Annotated in this window: 15 protein-coding genes and 1 pseudogene; 7 read left to right on the forward strand and 9 right to left on the reverse strand. The window is 58.6% G+C overall.

Annotated elements, in window-relative coordinates:
* Positions 1-7: 7 nt before the first annotated feature.
* Both GPL81_RS13615 and GPL81_RS13620 read right to left on the reverse strand, forming a co-directional pair.
* Positions 8-1315, reverse strand: coding sequence for a M24 family metallopeptidase (locus GPL81_RS13615; protein WP_160107131.1), 1308 nt, complete (start codon positions 1313-1315; stop codon positions 8-10).
* Positions 1316-1441: 126 nt separating this feature from the next.
* Entirely contained in the window at positions 1442-3478 is a 2037-nt protein-coding gene (locus tag GPL81_RS13620; RefSeq protein WP_160107132.1) for an NADH:flavin oxidoreductase, read from the reverse strand.
* Between the two features lie 125 nt (positions 3479-3603).
* Here GPL81_RS13620 and GPL81_RS13625 point away from each other — a divergent pair, with 125 nt between their 5' ends.
* Positions 3604-4251 (forward strand): TetR/AcrR family transcriptional regulator, encoded by a 648-nt coding sequence (locus GPL81_RS13625; protein ID WP_160107133.1) that lies wholly within the window; start codon positions 3604-3606, stop codon positions 4249-4251.
* 47 nt (positions 4252-4298) lie between these two features.
* On the opposite strand, the gene GPL81_RS13630 is transcribed toward GPL81_RS13625, so the two are convergent.
* The 3 genes from GPL81_RS13630 to GPL81_RS13640 form a co-directional block, all read right to left on the reverse strand.
* A complete protein-coding gene (locus GPL81_RS13630) occupies positions 4299-4685 on the reverse strand; it encodes a cupin domain-containing protein (RefSeq protein WP_160107134.1) in 387 nt (128 codons plus the stop codon).
* A gap of 72 nt (positions 4686-4757) precedes the next feature.
* Complete coding sequence (locus GPL81_RS13635; protein WP_160107135.1) at positions 4758-5582, reverse strand: AraC family transcriptional regulator; 825 nt, start codon at positions 5580-5582, stop codon at positions 4758-4760.
* A 181-nt stretch (positions 5583-5763) separates the two neighbouring features.
* Complete coding sequence (locus GPL81_RS13640) at positions 5764-6672, reverse strand: NmrA family NAD(P)-binding protein (protein ID WP_160107136.1); 909 nt, start codon at positions 6670-6672, stop codon at positions 5764-5766.
* Positions 6673-6871: 199 nt separating this feature from the next.
* On the opposite strand from GPL81_RS13640, the gene GPL81_RS13645 reads away from it, so the two are divergent.
* Complete coding sequence (locus GPL81_RS13645; protein ID WP_160107137.1) at positions 6872-7429, forward strand: PadR family transcriptional regulator; 558 nt, start codon at positions 6872-6874, stop codon at positions 7427-7429.
* A gap of 120 nt (positions 7430-7549) precedes the next feature.
* Here the strand turns inward: GPL81_RS13645 and GPL81_RS13650 are convergent, their stop codons facing one another.
* Positions 7550-8383 (reverse strand): helix-turn-helix domain-containing protein, encoded by an 834-nt coding sequence (locus tag GPL81_RS13650; protein ID WP_160107138.1) that lies wholly within the window; start codon positions 8381-8383, stop codon positions 7550-7552.
* A gap of 108 nt (positions 8384-8491) precedes the next feature.
* Here GPL81_RS13650 and GPL81_RS31405 point away from each other — a divergent pair, with 108 nt between their 5' ends.
* Positions 8492-8866 (forward strand): DUF2834 domain-containing protein, encoded by a 375-nt coding sequence (locus GPL81_RS31405; RefSeq protein WP_246218923.1) that lies wholly within the window; start codon positions 8492-8494, stop codon positions 8864-8866.
* A gap of 14 nt (positions 8867-8880) precedes the next feature.
* On the opposite strand, the pseudogene GPL81_RS13655 reads toward GPL81_RS31405, so the two are convergent.
* A pseudogene (locus GPL81_RS13655) lies at positions 8881-9222 on the reverse strand (NUDIX hydrolase); the annotation flags it as partial.
* Between the two features lie 250 nt (positions 9223-9472).
* Positions 9473-9763 (reverse strand): hypothetical protein, encoded by a 291-nt coding sequence (locus GPL81_RS13660; RefSeq protein WP_096512084.1) that lies wholly within the window; start codon positions 9761-9763, stop codon positions 9473-9475.
* Positions 9764-10038: 275 nt separating this feature from the next.
* Between GPL81_RS13660 and GPL81_RS13665 the strand changes: the two genes are divergently transcribed.
* The 4 genes from GPL81_RS13665 (at position 10039) to GPL81_RS13680 (ending at position 14326) form a co-directional block, all read left to right on the forward strand.
* Positions 10039-10614: a hypothetical protein gene (locus GPL81_RS13665; protein WP_160107140.1), complete on the forward strand. Its 576-nt coding sequence runs from the start codon at positions 10039-10041 to the stop codon at positions 10612-10614.
* 186 nt (positions 10615-10800) lie between these two features.
* Positions 10801-12357: a DUF3300 domain-containing protein gene (locus GPL81_RS13670; RefSeq protein ID WP_160107141.1), complete on the forward strand. Its 1557-nt coding sequence runs from the start codon at positions 10801-10803 to the stop codon at positions 12355-12357.
* 26 nt (positions 12358-12383) lie between these two features.
* The gene (locus GPL81_RS13675; protein WP_160107142.1) at positions 12384-13274 is read left to right on the forward strand and encodes a DUF2950 domain-containing protein; all 891 of its coding nucleotides are present in this window, start codon (positions 12384-12386) and stop codon (positions 13272-13274) included.
* Between the two features lie 305 nt (positions 13275-13579).
* Positions 13580-14326 carry a hypothetical protein gene (locus GPL81_RS13680; protein WP_160107143.1) on the forward strand — a complete coding sequence of 249 codons (747 nt, stop codon included), beginning with the start codon at positions 13580-13582 and terminating at the stop codon, positions 14324-14326.
* 17 nt (positions 14327-14343) lie between these two features.
* On the opposite strand, the gene mdeB is transcribed toward GPL81_RS13680, so the two are convergent.
* Complete coding sequence (gene mdeB, locus GPL81_RS13685) at positions 14344-17043, reverse strand: alpha-ketoglutarate dehydrogenase (protein ID WP_160107144.1); 2700 nt, start codon at positions 17041-17043, stop codon at positions 14344-14346.
* Positions 17044-17475: the final 432 nt, after the last annotated feature.

Consider the following 17475-nt stretch of genomic DNA (forward strand, 5'->3'; position numbering starts at 1 on the left):
GCTCCAGCTATCGATCGCCGTCGACTAAGGGCGTGCGCGAAAGTTTTATCGGCCCGTTGGCGCTGATCAGCACCTGTTCTTCGAGCTTCACCCCTTCCCCACCGCCTTGTTCACCGATGTAACTTTCCACCGACACCACCATGTTTTCCTCGAACAGGCCGTCGTAACCCCACTCGGTGAAATCCACGGCGTAGGCGACGCTGGGGTACTCGTCCACCAGGCCGACGCCGTGCAGCATCATCATGTAGCGGTTGTGCTCAAAGCGCTTGGGCACAGGCCAACAGTGTTCGGCAAACTCGCGAAAGGACAGGCCCGGGCGCAGCAGTTCGACGTTGTGGTTGATCTGCTGCGAGGCGATTTCCAGCAAGTCGCGCTGGGCCGTTGTCGGCGCCTTGCCGGGGCAGACGAAGCTGCGAGAGATGTCCGAAAGGTAACCACCGGGCCCGACCATGTCGGTGTCAAAACAGACCATCTCACCTGCCTTGATGACCTTGTCGGTGGCGTCCTGGAACCACGGGTTGGTGCGCGGCCCGGAGCTGAGCAAGCGGCTTTCGGCCCATTCCCCGCCGTGCGCGACATTAGTCCCGTGCATGATGCTCCACAGCTGGTTTTCAGTGACCCCCGGCACCAGGCTTGTGCGCATCCGGGCAATGGCCAGGTCGCACACGCCCATGGACACCCGGTGACTGGCGACCTCTTCAGCCGATTTGATCAAGCGTGCCTGCTCCATCAACGGCTGCGCATCGAACAGCTCAATGCCCTTATGCGTCAGGCGCTGCGCGCCCCAAGGGTCACAACGGTCCACCGCCAAGCGGCGATTGCCGCCACCGTGGCGGGCCATCAGGTCCGCCACTTCCTGGGCCCAGCGCTCGGCTTTTTCCTGCACGCGGGGACCGGCAAGAAAATACAGCCAGGGAATCGCCGGGCGAATTTCATCGATGGTTTCCACGTGCTCGCTGTTGTGCCGGCTGCTGGTGAACTCGAACAGCACCACCGGGCCGTCGGTGGCCACAAACACATAGCGGCTGGGCGAGTGCATCACCCACAAACCGAGGTTATTGGTGTCGGTGGCATAGCGAATATTGATCGGATCGGCCAACAGAATGCCGGCGTAATCCTGGGCGCGCAGTTGCTCGCGAATGCGCTCCAGGCGGTAACGACGCAGGGCTTTGCGGTCGATGGCGGTATACGCATCGAGTAACGCCGTGTCGACCGGCGCCAGGGCATGTTCAGTGACCTTGGCATCGCTGCGAAAGCGCAGGTCGCGTTCGGTTAACGCAGTGAGCAGCTCAATGGAATCAGAACCCGTATGCATGCAACAACCTCCGCTGGGAAGAGTTTGATGTTCATCAAATTCAATCAGACCAACTGTCGGGGCAGTAACTAAAGGCTTCTAAATCAGGTGACGGCTGTCTTTATTGTTGTGGGCGACACACGGCAGCTAGAGGTCCTTGACCAGCCGCAGGGCATCGTAGATGGCCGCATGGGTATTGCGCGACGCCACGGCATCACCAATGCGGAACAACTGGAAGCGCCCTTCGGGGTTGCTCGCAACGGTTTGCGGCTTGCCGACAATCAGGTCCATGTACTCCACGGCGCCTTCGTTGCTGGCCAAGGGTTTGAGTTCGAAATACAACTCGTCCAGCGGCCGGGTGCCGTGGTTGACCACCACCTGATCCACCAGGCGTGTTTTAGTCAGGTCGCTGTAATCGGTGCCGATCGTAGCCAGCAATTGGTCGCCTTGTTTCTCCACAACCTTGAGCCGGTAAGTGACGGTGAAGGTGGTGTCCAGTTGCTGCAACGAGCGCATGTAGGGAACCAGGTTCATGCCCATGACTTCCGGCGCGAACGAGCGGTCGGGGGTCATGATTTCAGTCTTGGCGCCACTGCGGGCGATGAATTCGGCGGCTTGCAGGCCGGCGTGGTCGCCTGCATCGTCGTACACCAGCACATTGCGCCCAGGCTTCACGTCGCCGGAAATAATGTCCCAGCTTGAAACCAGGAATTGATTGCCGTGCTCCAGCACTTCGGTGTGCGGCATGCCCCCGGTCGCCACGATCACCACGTCGGCATTTTCATCGAGAACAATCGCGGTGTCGGCCCAGGTGTTGAAGTGAAACGTCACGCCAAGGCGCTCGCATTGCGCCATGCGCCAATCGATGATGCTGATCATTTCTTTGCGCCGCTCGGACTGCGCGGTCAGGCGAATCTGTCCGCCGGGTTTGTCCGCCAGCTCATACACCACCACCTCGTGGCCGCGCTCTCCTGCCACCCGTGCCGCTTCCAGGCCACCAGGGCCGGCGCCGACAATCACCACTTTGCGCTTGCGCGCAGCCTTGGGTATTTCATGAGGCATGGTGGTTTCACGCCCGGTCGCGGCGTTGTGGATGCAGTAGGCAGCGCCAGCGTTGTAAATGCGGTCCAGGCAATAGTTGGCGCCCACGCAAGGGCGGATATCGTCTTCACGGCCTTCGATGATCTTGCGCACGATGTGCGGGTCGGTCATGTGCGCACGGGTCATGCCGACCATGTCCACCAACCCCGAGGCAATGGCATGCCGCGCCGTGGCCACGTCGGGAATTTTCGCTGCATGGAAGGTCGGGAAGCCGGTCAGCGCCTTGATTTCGCCGGCAAAGTCCAGGTGCGGGGCATTGCGCATGCCCTGGATCGGGATGATGTCGGTCAGCCCGGCGTCGGTGGCGATGTTGCCGCGAATCACATTAAGGAAGTCGATCATGCCACTGTCTTTCAACAGTTGGGAGATCTGCAAGCCCTCCTCTTTTTGCAGGCCGCCGGCGAGGACTTCGTCCCCGGTGTAGCGAATGCCGACGATAAATTCCGAGCCCACGCGTTTGCGAATGGCCGTGAGCACATCGAAGGTAAAGCGCAGGCGGTTTTGCAGCGAGCCGCCGTACGGCCCTTCCAGTTCGTTGGTCAGTGGCGACCAGAACTGGTCCATCAAGTGGCCGTAGGCTTGCAGCTCGATGCCGTCCAGGCCGGCGGCTTTCATGCGTTCGGCGGCATCGGCGTAGTCGCGAATGATGCGGTCGATGTCCCACTGTTCGAGCTGCTTGGGGAAGGCGCGGTGTGCGGGTTCCTGATTGTGGGAGGGCGACACCACCGGTAGCCAGTCGCCTTTGTCCCAGCGGGTACGCCGGCCCAGGTGAGTGAGCTGGATCATCACCGCCGCACCATGTTCGTGGCACTCGTCGGTCAGGTCTTTCATCCAGCCGACCACTTCGTCCTTGTAGGCCAGAATGTTGTTGAACACGGGCGGGCTGTCACGGGAGATCGCGGCGGAGCCTGCGGTCATGGTCATGGCGACACCGGCTTTGGCACGTTCAACGTGGTAGGCCCGGTAGAGCTTTTTCGGCATCCCGTCTTCCGGGTAAGCCGGTTCGTGGGAGGTGGTTATGATGCGGTTGCGCAAGGTCAAATGCTTGAGGCGATAAGGCTGAAGTAGCGGATCGTTTTTCATATCGGTCTCGCAAACAGGTCATCAGGCACGCCGACAATATGCCCCTCTGTACACAGGTGTCAATACTCTTGACACTGGTGTACAGTTGACCACGAAAAGCAAATTCAAACAGGGAAGAAATGCCCATGAAAGCAACCACCTCAACGGCGGAACCGGCAGGCCGAGGCTCACTGGAAGGCTGGCTTAATGCGGCCTACGAAAGTCTGACTGAGTCGGGCGTCGATGCCGTGCGAGTGATGCCGCTGGCGAAAAAACTGAATTTGTCGCGCACCAGCTTCTACTGGTTTTTCGAAGACCGCGATGCCTTGCTCGTAGCCTTGATCGAGCAATGGAAAAACAAGAACACCTTCAACCTGGTGACCAAATCCCAGGCCTATGCCGAGTCCATCACCGAGGCGATTCTCAACGTCTTCGACTGCTGGCTGAACAGCGAATTGTTCGACTCGCAGTTCGAGTTCGCCATGCGCAGTTGGGCGCTGCAATCACCGGAAGTGGCGCAGGAAATCAGCGAGGCTGACGCGCAGCGCGTCGAGGCATTGCGGCAGATGTTCGACCGTTTCGGCTTTGAACACGATGCTGCGATTACCCGCGCCCGTTCGATCTACCTCACGCAAATCGGCTACATCAGCATGAAAACCCGGGAGCCCCTGGCCCAGCGCATGCGCTACATCCCCGAGTACCTGAAGATTTTCACCGGCAGGGAGCCGGAAGCCCGTGAGCTGGAGCGCTTTTATCAGCGCAACGGTTTTAGCGATGCCGATTTGAATGTTTAGTGGTCGCTATCCGACCCGAAGCGGACATAGCGCATGGTGGCGTTAAATTATATCCAGACGTTGTTCAACGCCGTCCGTTCGTCATCTTCATGCCCCGTGTTCAAAATGCCTCGTGGCTCGATCATCATCAATTTCGCTTCACCTTGCGCGGCGGTCCTGTGCATCACGCCGCGTGGCACTACATATAGCTCACCCTGATTCACATGGACGCAGCCTTGCGGCAGATCGATGCGCAAGGTGCCTTCCAGCACAAGAAACGCTTCGTCGGTCTCAGGGTGCGAGTGCCAGATGAATTCGCCTTCGATTCGCACGACCTTGAACTGGTAGTCGTTCATTTCCGCGACAACCCTGGGACTCCATTGCTGTTCAATCAGTGAAGCCTTTTGCGCCAGGTTTACGGGTAACGTTGCTTGTTGAAGATGGGACTCAAGCATGACAGATCCTCTGTAGTTGGAGTCGTCAGCCTATAGAACAGGGAAACTACCGCTCTTGTACGATCCTGCAAGTCAGCGTGCGAGCCGCAAGCGTTCCAGCCAACGCAGGGGTGGTACGCCGTAGCAGCGCGTGAAGTGTCGGGTCATGTGGCTTTGATCGTGAAAGCCCGCAGCGAGGGCGGCGTCCACCAGTGTGAAACCGTCAAGGATCAACCCGCGAAAGCGATCTAGACGGCGTAGGGTGACGAACCGGTAGGGACTGGTGCCGTAGAGCGTCCTGAAGTCGCGCGACAGGCTCCAGCGTTCGCGTCCACTGGCATGTTCGAGCATCTCCAGCGTGATGCTCAAGTGCAGGTGTTCCAGGATGAACGCTCTGGCGCGTTCAGCTGAGGGGTAATCCATGCGCTTGCGGCCGCGAGGCTTGCCTGCGACGGCACGCAAGGCCATCGCCAGGTCATAGAGGGCGTCCTGCTCCTCCAGTGCTTCCAGTGGATGATCCATTGCTTGCACGAATGCTTCGCTGGCATGGTGCAAGCGCGGATCGCTCGAGAGCCCGCTGGCGATGAAGGGTAACGGTTCCCCCTTCAGAACGTTCTGGATCAATGCCGGATCAACGTAGGCCATGCGGTAGCGAAAACCTGCGTCGGTGCCGGCCATACCATCATGAAGTTCGTCGGGGTGAAGCACGAGTGTGTTGCCTGGCACCCCGTGGCGTAGGGAACCTTTGTAATGAAAGCTCTGCACGCCTGCCAGCGTGCGGCCGATCGAGTAAGTGTCGTGGCGGTGTGGGTCATAGCCGTGGCTGCCGAACCACGCTTCGATACGCTCGATGCTTCCGGGTTGAGCGTTGCGGATTACCCAGTCGGAGTTTGAAGGTTGGCCTTTTTTCCGGTCCATGGAGGGTCTTCCCGTTTCTTCGCAGTAATGGCGCAGATATGCCTTATCGGGAATATACAAGGGCACGCATTTCGATGCCTGCTTTTGGTCGATTACAGCCCCTCGCGAAAGGCTGCAAACGACCATTGTTGTTCAGAATTGCAAAAATACATTGGATCGTTTTTAACTTCTGAAATCAGAACTAGGCAGGTGTGAACGTGGCCGCGTGGCGGCGAGCGAACTCGGTGGCGGACATCGGTGCGCGGCCGACCAATTGCTCGAAGGTATCGGTCATGCGGTCGTAGCGGTTTTCGCGATGCAGTTGGGCCATGACGATCAGGTGGTCGGTCAGATGCGCCGGCTGCTGGATCTCCCGGAGCTTGGCCTCCCACATCTGCGGCGGCACGTTGACGTACTGGATGTTGCGACCCAGCGCGACGCTGAACGCTTGTGCGAGTTCGCCCATGGTCAATGACTGGGGACCGGTCAGTTCATAGATCTTGCCGATATGCGGCTGCGGATTGGCCAGCACGGCCGCGACGGCGGCCCCCACGTCGGCGGCGGCGATCGGCGAGGTCTTGCCATCGGCGAACGGCATGCGAATGACGTTGTCATCGCGGATGCCCTTGGCTGCCTGCATCAAGAACATACTGTCGAAGAAAGCGGTTGGACGCAGGTAGACCACCGGCAGCCCAGACCAGCGCAGCATCTGTTCTGCGAGCCAGTGCTGCTTCTGTTGTGGACTGCCGGTGGTTGCTGTCTCGCTCATTTGCGACAGCGTCATTTGCGACAGATTGACGAAGGCCTTCACTCCCAGACGCTTGGCGACGACCGCCACGTTGGTAGCCGCTTCCAGGTAGTCGGACGTAACCGACATCGTGAAATACACCACTGAGCAACCTTGCATGGCTGCGCGCACGGCGACGATGTCGAGCATGTCGGCGACTACAATCTCGGCGCCCAGGTCACGCAGACTGTCGGCGCGCGCGTCCAGCTTGCGCACCATGGCGCGTACACGATGGCCTTGTTCCAGCAGAATGGCGATGGCCGCGCGCGCGGTTGAGCCGACACTGCCGGCGGCGCCGGTGACGAGGATGGTTTCTTGGGACATGTTTTTTTCCTTTTATCAGTGAGCAAAACGGAGGCGGCCGTACCCGGTCCACGCTTGCGGCGTCTGCTCAAGGCGCTGTCCAGTGGAATAGGGTAAGATCTGGTATGTGGAAAAATACATAGTTGCACGGTTTTTCGACTATGTAAAAAAAAACATAGTCATTCTGCGTGCGCGTTGACGCAATCAAGGAGCAAAGTGAGTGGGCAATCTGAAGGAAACCAAGGCAGGCAAGGAAAAACCCTTGAAGCATGTGCTTCTTGCCGGGATACACAGCCAGCCGCGTTCGGGCTATGAACTGACTAAATGGATGCAGGTCGCGGGTCAGCATTGCTGGTCGGTTGAGCACAGCTCGGTGTACCCGGCCTTGCGAGAACTGGAGGCTGATGGCTTTATCCAGTCGGAGCGCTTGCCGGGAACCCGCGGGCCGGAACGTTCGATCTACAGCATGACCGTTGCCGGACGCGAGAAGCTGACCGCCTGGGTGGCAAAGGGCTCACCACGCCCGGCCATCAAGGACGAACAGATACTGCGGGTATTGTGCTTCGATTTGCTCTCGCGCGAGACCGCGTTGCAGCAGATCCGTGAGGTGCGTGCGGACCACCAGGCCCAGCTGGAATTTTTTCTCGCGAGGCAGGCCACGCTGGGTGAGCATCAGCCTGGGCCGCTGCTGGTGACGCGCCGCGGCGTGTTGGCAGAGCAGGCCTATATCGCATGGTGTGACGAGGTGGAGGAAATGGTGACTCGCAGATCAGCCTGACGTTCGCTTCTGGCCGATTTATGCCTGGTCGCCACCGTCAGCTATGGGCCGAATAGCGACCACTACGTGTTGTGACTCTGTCCAACGACTTCCCCAGGCGCTCACTTGGCGCCGATGAGGCTATCTCTGCTCCGTCTTGACGCTAACCGCCAACCACTGGTCATAAGCGGCTTTCATCCTTTGCCAGGTATGAGCATCGGCGGGGACAAGATGCTCGATGCGCAATGACGCTACCGTGATATCGAGCGGCATTCCGAACGTTGTAAATGTGGATAGAAAGCGAAGTTCCCCGTTTTCGGTGCGCACTCGAGTCAGTATCAAGGGTGACGGTGGGACGTCCAGTGGTATTTCTTTCGGCCCTGCCAGGTCTTCCAGGAGGCGAGCCAAATCGGGATTGCTGGCAGATTCCCTTGCGGCGCGTTGCCAAGCAATTGTCCGTATCTCTTGCGCATTCGCCAGACAATCACCCAAGCCGCCGGGACGCATCAGAGTATCCAGCAGGTTGAGACCTGACTCGCCAACCACTGAAATGCCGGCCATTTCGAATAGCAATCCCGCGCTGGCGTTGGCTGCGGTGATGTCCCATCTGCTGTTAATGACAATGGCTGGTGCAGGATTGTTGGCTTGCAGAATGTGATCAATCGCGACGTGGACAACCTCCAATGCCGGAGCGTCCAGCGCAGAAGCAACGTAGCGCGGCGCATAGCCAGCCGCAATGAAGACTGCGTTGCAATGCTCGAGAGGTACATCGAGGGCTGTTAATAGCGCATGTAATGTGCCAGGGCTGGCCTTGGCGCGACCCGTCTCGACGCAGCTAAGGTGACGTTGAGACAAGCCTGCCAACAGGGAAAGATTTAGCTGGCTGAGCCCCGCTTGCTGACGGAGACGTCGTAGGTGCTCGCCAGCAGCATTACTGGCGACTGAATACGTAGGATGAAAGGAGTGGTGGCCCATTAATCAACTCTGACTGTCCATGTGAAGAGTGTCTATGACCTCTCAGGTCATTGTGAGGCGAGCAACATTATCACTACTGTGCAGGCGCTACCCACCAAGGAGAAGGACATGAGAGGCGCCTACGTTGCACTACCCGTGCTTTTGATTTTTTCGCTCTATACCGGCTGGACGTTGCTGATGGCAGAGCAGTCGCTTTTTGCCTTTGGTTTGGAGTTAATGTCCCGGCCTGACACCGCGCAAGTAGTCATCGATCTCTATCTGATGGCGGCGCTCGCTTGCCTCTGGATGATTAACGACACCAGGTCGAGAGGCGGTTCGTGGCTAGGTGCATTGCCGTACCTGTTGCTTACGCTCTTTTTCGTTTCCATAGGCCCACTCCTGTACATCGTGGTCAAGGGGTTGCGGGGCCGCGCGGGCAATACATACCCTTGCGCTGAAAGCGCGGCAGTCAGGTGCCGTAATGCTCGACGGAAGACCGGATGACAGTCGGCAAACGGCAAATCATCGAGCGGAGCCCAAAAAAAACTGAAGGTGTGACCATGGTCATCGAGCGTGTGATGGGTCCATTGCTCCGGCAAAAGCGCCTGCGTGTAACACAGTTGAAATGACCATATCTGGTCCAGATGCGAGGCGTCCCAGCAGCCCATATCGCTGACAACCGAGGCGGCTTCTATGCCGGATTCTTCGCTTAATTCACGCAGGGCGGTCTGAGCTGGCGTTTCACCTGTCTCGATTGTCCCTTTGACCAGTTGTACGCCTGCTATTGGATGGCGGAACAGAAGGATGTGTGTGCCAGGAATACTGGAGAGGATGACGGGGCAAGCCTTGTTCGGTGACATGGCGATTTCCTTATCGGCAATGAAGCACACATCTTACGGCCTTATCCCTTACGCGAGCGGCCAGATATTCAGATGCCCGCTTCAGGTCGATTTCTGCCTCCCGAGACAGGCTGAAAAGGCCCCCGCCCCGTCGTTCGTTTCCACCGCAATCAAACTCAATCCGATGGTTCGCGGACGATCAGATCTCTGCGAAGCAAACATACGAAACCCGCGACAGCGTTAGTGTCGTGAGATCAATCGCAAGGACGCGCTATTTGATCTGCACAACCACCGGGCCTTCCGTTACGATCGGCGGCTCCGCATGGATATGCGATGCATTTTTCTGAATCCATTCACGTGCGACTTTCAAGCTCGCATCGCTGCCGGCCTTGTCCGTGCAAACAGTCACCGACGTGCCGCCATCACCCGTATTCAACAGTGTGTAGCTGACGAGACCTGGCACTGTCCGCAGGGTCGCTTCGACGTCTGTGTTGCGCTCTTCCAGCAGCGCGAAAAGCTGCCTCGCGCCTGCGCCCAGGTAGGTTCTTATGACCGCATACATTTTCGTCTCCTTTGGGAGCACCGTCTGATGCCGATCCAGATGCGCTGATGACCAGTACCACCCACGTTTCAATTCGCCTCGATTTATTAAGCTTAGCCACACGCCGGTGACAAGCCAAAGGCAACGACCACCGGTTGAAGCCGCAAGCACCCTGCCCGGGCCACTTCAAACGCCCCGGACACATCAGCGATCAATGACTATGCTTGGGGTGCAACGTGCTCTGACCCAAGATCCATCGCGCTGATCTGTCAGCCATCACATGGAAATACAGGCCGATGAAACCGATCCGCTCCCTTACCTGCGTGGTTGCCCTTGCCTCGATCATCTCCACCGCCGGTTTTGCTCGTGCAGCCGATGTGCCGCTGGGTAGCCATTCCATGGAAGGCCACATCGTTACGCGGGTAGTGGCCGTTGATCCGGCGAATTATCAGGTCACTGTAGAAGGCCCTGACAAAAGCCCGGTGCCCATCCAGCTCACGGACAAAGCCAAAGCCCTGCACAATTTGAAAGTCGGCGACACGGTCGATATTCACGTTATGCGCTCAGTTGCCTATGTGCTCGACACCGATGTCGACGGCGCGCCGGGCGTCAGCAACGAATCCATGACCATCCGGGCCACCAAGGACAATCCTAATCCGGGTGGTGAAGCGGTTCGTCAGGTCAAGGTCACTTCGAAGATCACCCGCATTGATTTGAAACGGCATGAGGTGACCTTGCTTCCTCCAGAAGGCAAAGAGACCGTCCTGAAGGTCGAGGACCCCAAGCTCCAGGCTCGGATGAAGAAGCTCCAGGTGGGTCAGACGATCAACGCCATCTACACCGAAGTCATGCATGTCAAAACTTCACGCTAGTCACATCGGCTGGGCATCGTGGGCTGCCGGGCTCCGTCCAGGGCCATAGATGGAAAACAGGATCTGGATCCATGGCAACAAAATATGTTGCTACCATTAGTGGGTGGCAACGAGGTTGCCTGCTTTCAGTGCCTGACGTTGATCCGGTCAGTCCATGCCTGCCTGACCACATAGGGGTAAGGCGCAATGCGTATTTCATTATTTTACGCGGTGTCAGCTGTACTGTTTCTCAGTGGATCTACGTGCCTGGCGCAGCCGGTGGACGCACCCGCACCGACACCCGCGAACGCTGCCGCTACAGCGCCCGTGCCGGCAGCGGCCAAAGACGCCGTGTTTACCCAGGAGCAGCTGGATCAAATGCTGGCGCCCATTGCGCTCTATCCGGACCCACTGCTGGCACAGGTCCTGATGGCTTCCACGTACCCGGGGGAAATCGCCGAGGCGGTCACTTGGTCCAAGGCCCATCCGGACGCCAAGGGCGATGACGCGGTCAAACAAGTGGCGAACCAGACCTGGGATCCGAGCGTACAGGCGCTGGTTGCCTTCCCACAGGTCCTGGCAACGCTGGGGCAGGATCCCGTCTGGGTACAGCGCCTGGGCGATGCCTTCCTGGCGCAACCGGACGATGTCATGGGGGGCGTGCAACGTTTGCGCCGCCAGGCGCAAGCCGCCGGCAATCTCCAGAGCAACCAATATCAGAATGTGACGGTTCAGGCGGCACCGGCACCGGCACCGGCACCTGCACCGGCGCCAACAACGTCTTCGGCCCCTGCCCCCGCCCCTGCGCCTGCCAGCAGCAATTCCACCATCATCATTCAGCCCGCCGATCCACAGGTTGTGTACGTACCCACTTACAATCCGACAACCACCTACGGCACCTGGCCCTATCCTGCGTCGCCGCCCGCGTACTATCCACCGCCGCCGGCTTACTACCCCGGTTCGGCATTGGTGGCCGGGCTGGCGTTTGGGACCGGTGTGGCTATCGTCGCCTCGTTATGGGGTGATTGTGACTGGGGCAATAACGACGTCGATATCGACGTCAATCGCTACAACAACATCAATCGCAACAACCAGATCACCAATAACCAGAACAAGTGGCAGCACAACGCCGTGCATCGCGATGGCGTGCCCTATCGCGACAACCGGAGCCGGGAACAGTACGGAAGGCAACTGAACGGTGCCAATCAGCGTGAAGCTTTTCGAGGGGACAATGCCCAACGAGCCCAGGCTCGAGAAAACGCCCGTAGTTCCATGGACAGGGCCGGTATCGAACGACCTGCCACCAGCAATCGCCAGGCCCGGGATCAAGCGCGCAAAGCGCAGTCCGATGCCTCGGTCGGTAATCGGATGCAAGCCGGTGCGGACAGACCCAGGGCGGCTGACAGGGGCCAGGGCACAACCGGTGCCGACAGACCCAGGGCATCGGACAGGGGCCAAGGCACAAACCGGAACATTCGGGACAATCAGCAGCCCGGGAGACAGACCGCTCAGACCAATCAACGCCGACAGGAAAGCCCGCAGGCGCGCCAGGCTACGCAAAAACGACCGGCCGCCAGTCCCGGCAGTGCCCGCAACAACGCATTCGCCGGCGCGCGGTCTCCGTCGCAGACCAACATGCAAGCTGCCCGTGGTCGCTCCAGCCAGGCATCCGCCCTGCGCCCGAGTGCCGAGCGATCTGCCGGTCGTCAGATCAGCAGGCCGTCCAGCCCACCCATGCGACAACGAGGGGGGGGCCGGCGTTGAACATCCATCTTCGAGTGAAGGTACCCATGGACTTGCTCCCTCGTGTTCTGGCAATCGCTTTCGGCCTGGCATGGTCATGCATTGCCATGGCGCAGCAGGCATTTCCAACGCCAGAAAAAGCCGCGCAAGCGTTCGTCGAAGCACTGGGTACGGAACACGCCGACCAGGCACGCCTGACAGAGCTGTTGGGTGAAGACTGGCGCATTTACATACCGCGAGGCGGCGTACAACGCAGTGACGTGGATGCGTTTTTGAAGCTGTACCACGAGCAACATGACATCGAAAAACCCAGCGAGCGCAAGGCAGTGCTGGCGGTCGGCAGTGAACACTGGACACTGCCGATCCCCATGATCAAGGCCAAAAATGGTTGGCGCTTCGACATCAAGGCCGGTAGCACCGAAATCCGTGCGCGTCGAATTGGCAGTAACGAACTCGCCGCGGTGCAATCGGTGCTGACCTATCACGACGCCCAGATGGACTATGCATCCGTGGATCGTGACGGTGACGGCGCACTCGAATATGCGCAGAAGATCTTCAGCACACCCGGCCTGCACGACGGGCTGTATTGGGCTGACGATGATAGCGGCCAGATCAGCCCATTGGGTCCCCTGTTCGGCACAGCTAAAGTCGGTGAAGACTGGCACGGTTACCACTTCCGCATCCTTGACGGACAAGGCCCGTCGGCACCCGGTGGCGCTTACAGCTACCTCATCGGCGACAAGATGAGCCGCGGCTTTGCACTGATTGCCTGGCCGGCAAAATACGATGACACCGGCGTGATGAGTTTCATGATCAGCCATGAAGGACAGGTGTTCGAGAAAGACTTGGGACCCAAGGGTGACAAGGTGGCGAAGTCGATGAAGCGTTTTGATCCGGATGACAGTTGGAAAGAAGTGACCGTCGATCAAAAAGAATAATATTTATCTGGCCTGGCGATAAACAAACTTGGCCTATACAACGCCCTGACTAGTCAGGGCGTTGCCGTTTCCGCGGCTTGGCTTTTTATCGACTCCGGGGGTATCGCTTGCGAACTTTTTATTAGAGACCATTGATTGTAGCTCTCCTGCGACAACATACTTAATTTAACTTTCATCGCCTTTCCCGACTCGGAATAACTCGTCTTAACAACTAATACTTTCGTTAACTAGTCCAACGCAAAAAAGCGACTATGGTTGTAAGTAATCGGTCTACTCCAGACCAGTAGTGCACTGATGGAGTTCTTATGAAAAGAACCAATCTTGCTGCTGTTGTCACCACGCTTATCGCAGGAACCCTGCCCACACTTTCCTACGCTGCACCTCCAACGGAACCGGTTTTCGCATTTGGCTTGCTGGGAAGCTACAGCGTGCTTGAATTCAAGGGACACAAAAGCGAGAACACCGAGCACATGCCGGAAGGAGGGCTTTTTCTTAACTTTGGCAACAAGATGACGGCACAGAGCGGGCTTGTTTATCAAGCAGAACTCAGTGGGCAGTACTCGGAAAAGCAGAATCAGAAAGTAAAGGATGCCCAGGCCGACCTGGATCTAGGCTGGAGAATGGCTTTGGACACGCGCAACTTCATAGATATCCTGCTGGGCGCAGGGTACAAATGGAATCGATTCCACCCGAACTCTAACAAGTACGACATTGATCTCACCAGTCGCACGCCTTTCGCTAAAGCCGCTATTGGCTACAATCATCAATTCAGCACTTCAACCCTGCGTCTGGAAGCGGGCATTCGAAAGTTTATAAACGGTGACTCGCAACTGAAGCTCCATGGCGTCAATAGCGAAAACCTGGATGTGAAAGATAGCAGTAACCCTTTTGTCGAGTTGAGTGTCCTGTTTAACCAACAAGGATCAATTCCGCTGATCGCCTCCCTGTACTACAACCGCTTCAAATATGACCTGGAAGGTCAATTTGCAGTCACCGACCTGGACAAACAAACCAGGGATGAATATGGCGTAAAACTGGGCTTCGTCTTTTAACGACTTGAAGCCAGTTTTCACGCCTGCCAAGGCGCCACCCCCTCGACATCGATGCCGTACCTGGCAATCGCCTCGGTGCAGACACCGGCATCGAGCTGTCCCTCGTGCACCAGCGCCGTCAACGCGCTCAACACGATCTGATGGCGGTCCACTTCGAAAAACGTGCGCAACCGGTGGCGGGTATCGCTGCGTCCGAAGCCGTCGGTGCCGAGTACCGTGTAACGGGTATTCAGATAACTGGCGATCAACTGGGGCAAGGCGCGAACGTAGTCAGTGCAGGCAATGATCGGCGCCGTGTCGTTGAGTGATTGTTGAAGGTGACTCTGGCGCGCCGGCCGTTCTGGATGAAGGCGATTCCAGCGCTCGACATCACGGGCATCGCGGGCCAGTTCGGTGAAACTGGTGACGCTCCACACCTGGCTGTCGATGTTCCAGTCGCGGGCCAGTAAATCGGCGGCGGCGATGGCTTCGCGCAGGATGGCCCCGGAGCCCAGCAACTGCACGCGGCCACGGGCACCTTCTGCTGCCTGTCGGGCATACAGGTACATGCCTTTGATGATCGCCTGTTCGACACCTTCAGGGAGGTCGGGCTGCGGGTAGTTCTCGTTCATCAAGGTGACGTAGTAAAACTCGTCCACCTGACGCTCCAGCATCTGGCGCATGCCATGGTCCAGAATCACCGCGAATTCGCCGGCGAAGGCAGGGTCGTAGGCGCGGCAGTTGGGGACCGTCGACGCCATCAGGTGGCTGTTGCCGTCCTGGTGTTGCAGGCCTTCGCCCCCCAGCGTCGTGCGCCCTGCGGTGGCCCCAAGCAGGAAACCCCGGGCCCGTTGATCCGCCGCCGCCCAGATCAGGTCGCCGATGCGCTGGAAGCCGAACATCGAGTAGTAGATGTAGAACGGCAACATCGGCAGGCCATGCACCGAGTAACTAGTCGCGGCCGCTACCCAGGAACTGATTGCGCCGGCCTCGCTGATGCCCTCTTCCAGAATCTGCCCGTCCAGGGCTTCCCGATAGCTCAGGATCGAACCGATGTCTTCCGGTTCATATCGCTGGCCGACGCTGGAGTAGATGCCGATCTGCTTGAACTGGCTGGCCATGCCGAACGTACGCGCTTCATCGGCCACGATCGGCACGATGCGCGGCCCCAGTTGCTTGTCCCGCAGCAATCCGCCGAGCATCCGGACGAAGGCCATGGTGGTGGACATTTCCTTGTCGGCGGCGGCGATGGCAAAGGCACCGTAGCTGTCGATGGCGGGGACGGCCAATGGCTCGCAGGCGGAGGATCGCGAGGGCATGTACCCGCCCAACGCCCGGCGACGCTCATGCAGATAACGCATTTCGGCGCTGTCTTCGTCGGGTTTGAAAAAGCTCAACGCGGCGGCCTGCTCATCGGTCAACGGCAGGTTGAAACGGTTGCGAAACGCGATCAGTGCCTCCCTGTCGAGCTTCTTCTGCTGGTGCACGGTCATCCGGCCCTGCCCGGCGTCCCCCATGCCGAACCCCTTCTTGGTCTGCGCCAGAATGACCGTGGGTTTGCGGTCTTCGAGCAGTGCGCTGCGGTAGGCGGCATAGATCTTCACCACGTCGTGTCCACCGCGCTTGAGGCGGTCGATCTGCTCGTCGGTCAGGTCCTGGGCCAAGTGCGCCAATGCTTCGTTCTGACCGAAGAATTGCTCGCGATTGAAGCGCCCGTCCTTGGCCGCGAACGTCTGGAACTGACCATCGACGGTGCTGGACAGCGCCCGCACCAGCGCGCCATCGGTATCCCGTGCAAACAACCCGTCCCAATCGGACCCCCAGACCAGTTTGATCACGTTCCAGCCGGCCCCGCCGAACAGTGCCTCCAGCTCGTCGATGATCCGCCCGTTGCCCCGCACCGGCCCGTCCAGCCGCTGCAGGTTGCAATTGACCACCCACACCAGATTGTCCAGCCCCTCCCTTGCGGCCAGGGTCAGCGCCGACATGCTCTCCGGCTCATCCATTTCACCGTCGCCGAACACGCCCCAGACGGTCCGGCCCGTAGTGTCTTGCAGGCCCCGGTGGTGCAGATAACGCATGAAACGCGCCTGGTAGATCGAGCTGATCGGACCGATGCCCATGGAGCCGGTCGGGAACTGCCAGAAGTCCGGCATCAACCAGGGGTGCGGGTAACTCGACAAGCCCCGTGCACCCAGGGTCTTTGCGCCGATTTCCTGCCGATAGTGCTGCAAATCCTGCTCGTCGAGGCGCCCTTCGAGAAAGGCCCGCGCATAGACGCCCGGCGCCGAGTGCGGTTGGTAAAACACCAGATCGCCCCCGCTACTTTCGGTGCGGGCCTTGAAGAAATGATTGAAGCCCACTTCGAACAGGTCGGCGGCACTGGCATAACTGGCGATATGCCCGCCCAATTCGCCATAGGCATGGTTGGCCCTGGCAACCATCGCCAGCGCGTTCCAGCGCATGATCGAAGCCAGGCGCTCTTCGATGGCCAGATCCCCGGCAAACACCGGCTGGTGCTCGACACTGATGGTATTGATGTAAGGCGTGCCATGACTGGGCCGCCAACCGATGTCCGACTCGCTTGCCACCGCCACCAGCATGTCGAGGATCTTTTTCGCCTGGGCTGTGCCGCCATGGGCGATGACCGAGAGCAAGGCATCACGCCATTCGGCGATTTCCTGGAGGTCTTCTGCTGCCTGGCCCGGTAATTGGGCATGGCTGTCGGGCGAGTTCATGGGCAACTCCTGCAAGTGTCGGGCGACGCTCGGAAACCATGATGCTTCAGTCAATATGGTCGACTTTCGCTGAATGACGCAACGCTCTTGCAGCACGTTTTTTGCCAGCGTGGGACTCACCGATAAAATGGCTTCCACCTGTTGATTCATCGCGGTACTCCTTGCTGATGCCTCAATCCCTGCGGGAGCGAGCTTGCTCGTTTCTGAAAAACGACCGTTCAGAACTTCCGTACCTCTCGTCTCAGCCATCTAAAGTTCAAGGAAAATTGCAGATTAATGCTCAGACTGCAGGCCTGCTGCGGATAACGCGATGATGCTTTTCAGCACTTCAACACCGAGTCGCAATAAAAAACGGCGTAACTACTCCCAATTGAGCTAGGTCGACATTGTCCATCTAAGCAATCTCACTTGCACAGACTAGATTGGAGACTA

It is taken from the genome of Pseudomonas izuensis (assembly GCF_009861505.1).
GTDB classification, from domain to species: Bacteria; Pseudomonadota; Gammaproteobacteria; order Pseudomonadales; family Pseudomonadaceae; genus Aquipseudomonas; species Aquipseudomonas izuensis.